Source organism: Erysipelatoclostridium sp. MSK.7.34 (genome assembly GCF_019041935.1).
GTDB lineage: Bacteria > Bacillota_I > Bacilli_A > Erysipelotrichales > Coprobacillaceae > Thomasclavelia > Thomasclavelia ramosa.
In genome coordinates, this window is sequence record NZ_JAHPYJ010000083.1 from 1 (window position 1) to 380 (window position 380).

General features: G+C 44.5%; 1 protein-coding gene. It reads left to right on the top strand.

The window, feature by feature from the left end; translation table 11 throughout:
• Positions 1-380: replication initiation factor domain-containing protein (locus KTF99_RS16935; protein WP_217215694.1), on the top strand; the 380-nt coding region annotated here is incomplete at both ends.

The window sequence follows — 380 nt, forward strand, 5'->3', positions numbered from 1 at the left end:
GGCAGTTGGAAACGGACAGAAATGCAACTGCGTGATGATAAGGCTCATGCTTTTGCCATGACATTCAAGGATAGACCGTTAGAATTGGGAGAACTGGCTTTCGGGCTATTGGCAAACAACCTACGCTTTGTCGTGCCAAACAGAAATGAAAGTAATAAGAGCAGATGGAAAACGTGTCGGTTTTGGGAACGCTTTTTAGGGGCTGTGGAAGTCTTGAAACTGCAAGTACCAAAACAGCAAAATTCCCTTGAAGAAACACAGCAATGGCTCACAGAGGGTGGCGTGATTTCCGCTGTCAAAAGTTTTTACTTCTTGGAAGAACATGACGCATTAGGTGGACTGGAAAAAGTGGGAACTATGCTTGATAAGGCAAGATACAG